Source organism: Acidovorax sp. (assembly GCF_046291265.1).
In the GTDB taxonomy this organism is placed as follows: Bacteria; Pseudomonadota; Gammaproteobacteria; order Burkholderiales; family Burkholderiaceae_C; genus Acidovorax.
This window is the reverse complement of record NZ_JBKBTV010000118.1, coordinates 1-6,196: the sequence shown is the minus strand read 5'-3', so window position 1 is coordinate 6,196 and position 6,196 is coordinate 1. Positions and strand designations below refer to the sequence as shown.

The 6,196-nt window shown below is 62.2% G+C and carries 7 protein-coding genes and 1 tRNA gene; 3 read left to right on the top strand and 5 right to left on the bottom strand.

All coding sequences use genetic code 11. The features are described 5' to 3' along the window. Window positions 1-54: 54 nt before the first annotated feature. From ACK41V_RS23145 to ACK41V_RS23135, 3 genes are all read left to right on the top strand, one after another. Window positions 55-142, top strand: a tRNA-Ser gene (locus tag ACK41V_RS23145). A gap of 81 nt (window positions 143-223) precedes the next feature. Next, entirely contained in the window at window positions 224-796 is a 573-nt protein-coding gene (locus ACK41V_RS23140; RefSeq protein ID WP_409785952.1) for a hypothetical protein, read from the top strand. A 210-nt stretch (window positions 797-1,006) separates the two neighbouring features. Then, window positions 1,007-1,438: a hypothetical protein gene (locus tag ACK41V_RS23135; RefSeq protein WP_409785950.1), complete on the top strand. Its 432-nt coding sequence runs from the start codon at window positions 1,007-1,009 to the stop codon at window positions 1,436-1,438. Window positions 1,439-1,574: 136 nt separating this feature from the next. Here the strand turns inward: ACK41V_RS23135 and ACK41V_RS23130 are convergent, their stop codons facing one another. The 5 genes from ACK41V_RS23130 to ACK41V_RS23110 form a co-directional block, all read right to left on the bottom strand. Then, a complete protein-coding gene (locus ACK41V_RS23130; RefSeq protein WP_409785948.1) occupies window positions 1,575-2,414 on the bottom strand; it encodes an alpha/beta hydrolase in 840 nt (279 codons plus the stop codon). 60 nt (window positions 2,415-2,474) lie between these two features. Then, on the bottom strand, window positions 2,475-2,759 hold the full coding sequence (locus ACK41V_RS23125) for a DUF3325 domain-containing protein (RefSeq protein ID WP_409785946.1): 285 nt from the start codon (window positions 2,757-2,759) through the stop codon (window positions 2,475-2,477). Continuing rightward, a complete protein-coding gene (locus ACK41V_RS23120; protein ID WP_409785944.1) occupies window positions 2,756-4,417 on the bottom strand; it encodes a PepSY-associated TM helix domain-containing protein in 1,662 nt (553 codons plus the stop codon). The genes ACK41V_RS23125 and ACK41V_RS23120 overlap by 4 nt, the downstream gene beginning before the upstream one ends. Beyond that, complete coding sequence (locus tag ACK41V_RS23115) at window positions 4,414-4,713, bottom strand: DUF3649 domain-containing protein (protein ID WP_409785942.1); 300 nt, start codon at window positions 4,711-4,713, stop codon at window positions 4,414-4,416. The genes ACK41V_RS23120 and ACK41V_RS23115 overlap by 4 nt, the downstream gene beginning before the upstream one ends. Before the next feature lie 78 nt (window positions 4,714-4,791). Next, window positions 4,792-6,196 (bottom strand): TonB-dependent receptor (locus tag ACK41V_RS23110; RefSeq protein WP_409785940.1); only part of this gene is annotated, 1,405 nt, incomplete at its 5' end.

Here is a 6,196-nt window from a genome sequence, read left to right as displayed (position 1 = left end):
GCTGCAAAAGAAATCAGCACCCGCCGTGGGCTAGAATCCGCAGCTTCCGTTCCCGGAGACGTGGGTGAGCGGTTTAAACCAGCAGTCTTGAAAACTGCCGACGGGCAACCGTCCGTGAGTTCGAATCTCACCGTCTCCGCCAGATGCCAAGCAAACAAGCGCCTTCCAGGGCGTTTTTTTGTTTTTCCCACCAATAGACCCATCAGTTGCAGAAGGGATCGATATGAATGGGAATAAACGCGAACCAATGGGCTCTGACCTGCTTCGCCAGCGCAGGAACCTGCTTGTCATTAGCCTCGGCCTCTTGGCGGTCCAGTTAGCTGGTGCAACCTTTGAAGACAAGGTCTCGATCTTCGGTGCAGGAATCACGTTCGAGCATCCTGAGCGTCTGCTGATTGGCGCTTGGGTGCTGTGGGCTTACTTCCTCCTTCGATATTTCCAGTATCTTCACGAAGAACCTGACCTCGGTCTTCGACAGGGCATGCGGCGATGGCTATTGCGGCGTTATGGCGATAACTCAGAGCACGTCAGTGAAGTATTCGAGTGGGAATCATGGTGGCGCTGGGGAATAAAGGAGGTGTATGGAAATCCTCCTGATGATGGTGATTGGGGCCAGACACGGCCAAGTGAACAGCGCACCATTGCCTTAGGAACAGCACGGGCGTTTGCCTTTGTCGCGATCAGGACACCGCGACTCACCGACTACCTTCTACCGGTAGCGGTGGCACTGCTCCCTCTCGCACTTAAGGGCTGGGAATGGGCAAAACTGTTGCACAACCTCGCCACGACCTCATAGTCGACTCGCGGAAATCAAATCGAATTCAAAGCGCCTGAACCTAGTATTCGTGCGGGCTGGCAGTCGATCTTTGAATACTTGGCGTTTGATTACTTTTCATACAACCGGGTATTTTTCTGCGCATATGGAACAGGGCGGTACCCAGGGGCAAGCCTCCTAGACTTTGACCTGCCCCCTCCCCTACGATCGACCGGCAACAAGGAGGCACCGATGATCAAGGTCTACGTGGACACAGGCGGCGAGATGCCAGGGCTGAAGCACCTCAGGGCCCGGGGATTGGCGGAATCTGTCCATTTCCCGTACGAGCAGCGGCTCAAGCGCATCGACACCGCAGCGCGCCCATCCAAACTCACTTGGTCAAGCGCTGCCACTTGGTCGGATCTCGATGGCGTCACATGGAATGACACTGGCGAAAAGCCCATGCATGTAGCCATAGCAAAAGTCATCGGAGCCCACAACAAGACAGACGTGCAGCACCTCGCTTCCGCACACGATGCCGGGTGCGACGCAATGCTTACCTCCGACAGGGGTGATATATGGCGGCACCGCGACGAACTGCATGCGCTGCTCGGCATCCGTATCTTCCATTCCTCAGCCGAGTGGGCCGATTTCGTAGCCCTCTGCGAAAACCGGGCCTCCTAGCCTCGCCCTTCTTCTGGCAATACAGTCTCCGCCAGAATGTAAAAAAGCACCCTCATCAGGTGCTTTTTTCTGCGCCGTCGATAGTGCATCCACATGCGGGCATTCACGACATCGTCGCGCCATGGCTCGCGTATGTTCAGGGGAAAAACCGCTTCAACGCATCTTCAAACGCAGGCACATCAGCTCCCACGTGCGAGGCGTCGTACTCCGCCTTGAGCAGCACCAGCCCCGGCAAGTTCTGCGCGGCCATCTGGTTGTACAGCGGGATGCCAATCGATGGGTGGTTTCCGTTTCGCGCACCAGCGATGACGAAGGTGGTGGGCAACGGTTTGCCGTCGATCCGTTTTTCAAACGCCAGCACTCCGGCAGGGCTGGTGTGCTCACCCACACTGATTTCGGTAGACAGGTAATGTGAAAAGCTGGGCGCCACGCCCGCCTGGGCCTCCAGGACCAAAGCCGCCAGCACGAAATATCCACCGTGCGACAGGCCGGAAAGCATCCGGCGCTTGGGGTCGGCCCGGTACTGGCGTTCGATGGAAACAGCCAGTTCTTTCACGATGAAGTCCAGGTACCTGCTCGCGCCTGGGACCAGGAAATCGGTGGCTCGCCACGCGGTGCCGCCGATGCCTACCAGGATGGCCTGCGTTCCGCGGCGCTGCATAACGTCCTTGAAGGCGTCAAAGCGCGTGGCGTAGGAACCGTTCAAGTAGGGGCTGGATGATCCGAAAGGCGCGTCGCCTTCGGTGGCGTAGATAACAGGCAATGCGGTTGTGCCCGTGGCGTACGACTGGGGCAGATACACCTGGATGGGGTAGGTGTTGCCATTCGCTGTGGACCTGAGGCTGGAGTTGATGACCTGGCCGACGGTCTCCGGGGGCGGGCCGTTGTCACCAGAGCCACCGCCACCACACGCGGCCAATGCCCCGGCGATGGATAGGAGCGCCGCGCGGCGGGCGGGGTGAAATCCTTGATGCATATCATGTCCTCCGTTCGGCGCATTCTGGCATGCGCTGCGGGCCGGGGTTACAGCTCAGCGTCAGCGCCGCTCGCGAACCCGGTTGTGCATGATCAGCCCTCCCAGCACCACACCCGCTGCCAAGCTGGTGTGCCCGCTGTAGCTCACCAGCCCCATGCCCCAGCCCTGCGCTTGCACGATCACATACAGCGCCAGCATGAGCGCAGACCAGCCAGCCAGCCGGAGCACGCGGGTGGCGCGCGGCGCCAATGCCTGGCCGAACAGCGCATGCTGCTGACGCTCGGTGGCCAATGCCAGCGCACCAAAGCCTGCCAGACACGCGATGAAGGTGAGCAAGTGGCTCATCGCACACCCTCCTCGGCCATGGTGGCACCTGGGGGCATTGCATCCCCCGTCAGAGGCTCGGCTTGGCGCTTGTTGGCCTTGCGCTGAAACGGTTGGTGGCGCCCCGTTCGCAAGGCCAGCCACACGTGCAGGCCAGCCAGCACCCACAGCATGAGTTCGAAGCCCGCAAACACCCAGTCGCCCTGGATCAGGCTGCTCCACAAAGGCCGCTCGGTGACGATGGCGCTGACCACGGGCAACAACCCCAGCAGTGCGGCTGCAGCCCAGAACTGCTCGATCCACGCGCGCCGTGCGGAGCGCAGCATGGCGTGCAGCAAGGTGAGCGCCCAGATGGCAAAGAACACATGCACCTCCCACGCCGTGCGCTCGGCCATGCTGAGTGGCAGCAGACGATTGCCCCACAGGAAGCCCGCCATGGCAATCGACAGGCCCGAAATGCTGGCGATGTTGAGCCGCTCTACCAACGTGAAACCAAAGTGGGGACGCGCAGGGTTGCCCAGCTTTTGGCGGCGCTTGACGGTCCACATGACCAGGCCGGTGCCCACCATGGCGGTGCCAGCCAGGCTGACGATGAAGTACAGCCAGCGCATGGGCACATCACCAAAACGGCCCAGGTGCAGGGCATACATCACACCCCGCGTTTCTGCGGCGGGGCCCACGGTGTCTTTGGTCTGCAGCAGTTGGCCAGAGACGCCGTCAAACACCATGTACTGCGGGCTCATGGACACGCGGCCCGCCTCGCCGCGCACCACGCTCACGCGCGATGCAGAGTCGCCTGGGTTGGCGATGATGACGCGGCTGACGTTGTAGTGCCCCCAGCGCTCCTGGCCCTGGCGCACCATCGCATCGATGGGCGCCAGCGGCGCAGTCTGGCCTGTGGCCTTGACGGGCTGAACGGAGGGACTGGTCTCGGCGGTAAGTTCCTGGCGTTGCGCTGGCGTTTTGTAGGCCGCTTGTTCCCCCCACGGCATATACAACGCCATCAGGGTGACGAGGCCGGTGTAGGTGATCATGAGGTGAAACGGCAACCCGAAGACCGACAGCGCGTTGTGCGCGTCCAGCCACGAGCGCTGCCCCTTGCCCCAGCGGAAGGTGAAGAAGTCTGTGAAGATTTTCTTGTGCGTGATGACGCCACTGACGACGGCCACCAGCATGAACATGGCGCAAAAGCCCGCCAGCCAGCGCCCCCAGCGCACGGGCATGTAGTGAAACTGGAAGTGGAACCGGTAGAAAAACTCGCCGCCCACCGTTTCGCGGGCAGCGACTTTGGCGCCCGTGGTGGCGTCAAAGGTGGCATCGTCAAAACCTCGCCCGCCCTTGCCTTCGCCCCGCGGCAGGCGCCAGAAGCTGCTGACCGTAGCGTGGCGCTCGTCGGGCAGGCGCATGCTCCACTGCGTGCTGCCCGGCGCAATCTGGCCCAACTGGCCGACGATGCGCTGTGCGGCCTCGGCGGGGTCCGGCGTTTGCGCGGGGTGGTGCAGCTCGGGCCGCATGTACTGCGAGATTTCGTCCTTGAAGTAGCTCACCGTGCCGGTGAGGAACATGGCATACAGCAACCAGCCACACAGCAAGCCTGCCCAGGTGTGCAGGTCCGACATGGTCTGGCGAATGCCCGGTGCCTTGGGCGCAGTGTTGTTGTTCGAAGGTGTCGATGTCATGGGTTGGCTCCGGAAGACCAGACCGTCCAGGCGGCGGCAAACAGCGGTATCGCCACGACGGCCAGCCCGACCCAGGCGCGCCACGCGCTGCGCACGGCAAACACCCAGATCACAGCGCAGGTGTAGATGGCAAAACTGGCCAGCATGCCCGTCAACACGGCCTGCGGACGGCTCATGGGCAGGGCCAGCACCGCCACGCTGGCCAACGCGGCCACCGCATAACCACCGCCAATAGCAGCCACGATGCGCGACACCAGCGGGCCTGTGCGCCAAACACCGCGCAGCACGGCCATCATGAGCGGCGCTCCACGTCTGACTCCGTGAGGGTCGGTTTCATTTCAAATCCTTGGAGCAAAGGAAGGAACAGCGGTCGATCAGAAGTCGACCGCAGCAGACAGCATCAACGTGCGGGGCGCGCCCACGGTCACGTAGTTGCTGACCACCCAGTAGTTCTTGTCGGCCACGTTTTCGAGGTTGGCGCGGAACACCACGGGCTTGCCAGCCACTTTGGTGGCATAGCGGGCGCCCAGGTCCAGGCGCGTCCAGGCGTCAACGCGCAGGCGGTTAGCGGCGTCGGCATAGACGGCCGAGGTGTTGATCACGCGGCCGTTGATGCTCAAGCCTTGTACGGGCGTGTCCCAATCGAGGCCCAGGTTGAAGGTGCGGTCTGGCACACCGGCTGCGTTGTTGCCCTGGTTCACGCCGCCTGCGGTGCGCGCGAGCTTGGCGTTGTTGAACGAGGCGCTGGCCATGGCGCGCAGGCCACGCTGGATCTCGCCATAGGCGGTCAGCTCCAGCCCGCGGTTGCGCTGCTCGCCACCAAAGCTGAAAACGTTGGTGACTGGGTCGGTCACAGAGCCAGGTTTCTTGATTTGATAGAAGGCGGCCTGGGTGGTGAGTTGGCCCCAGTCCACTTTCACACCGACTTCGTTTTGTTTGGATTTTTGCGGGGCAAAGGTTTCACCCGCGTTGGCCGTCGTCGGGCCTGCCGTAGCGCCGCGCGTAAGGCCCGCCGTGTAGTTGGTGTAGACCGAGACATTTTTCATCGGCTTGAAGACCACGCCCGCCAGCGGCGTGACAGCGTCTTGCTTGTAGTGGCTGCTCTGTGCGCCAGAGGCTACGTTGTAGTTGGTCTGACCCATGGTCTGATGGCGCAGGCCCAGCGTCACGAGCACGCGGTCGTTGGCAAAGGCCATGGTGTCGGCCACCGCCAGGCTGGACTGCTCAGTCACCGAACTGATGCGCGGTGCCCCACGTGCCACCGTCATCGCAGGCAGGGGAGCGGGGTTGTAGAGGCTGGATGGGTTGGTCGTGGCCGAGGTGGCGTAGAAATAGCCGGTCTCCTGGTCCAGGTAGTTGGCGCCGACGGCCAGCGTGTGGTTGATGCTGCCCGTCTTGAATTTGGTGCGCACGCCAATGTCGGCCGCTTTGGACTTGGTGTACTGGTCGTAGTAGGCGTTGGACACATTGAAGTTGCCCAGCGCATCGGGGCGACCGCTTGGGAAGGTTTGCTCGTAGTCAAGGTCCGTGTAGCCCAGGCTTCCGTACAGCGTGGTGGAGTCGTTCAGATCGTGCTCCAGGCGCGTCATGACCGTCTTGACGTTGTCTTGCAGTTTGGTGCCCGGGTAGAAGTTCAGGCGCGCGTCGGGCACTGCCGGCACGGCGAGGGCACTGCCTGCAAAACTGGTTTGTGGGCGGAATTCTTTGGTTTCGCCCCGGGTGGCCAATGCGTCCAGCGACCAGCGCGTGCGGGCACCCGTGTAGTCGAGGCCCACCGAC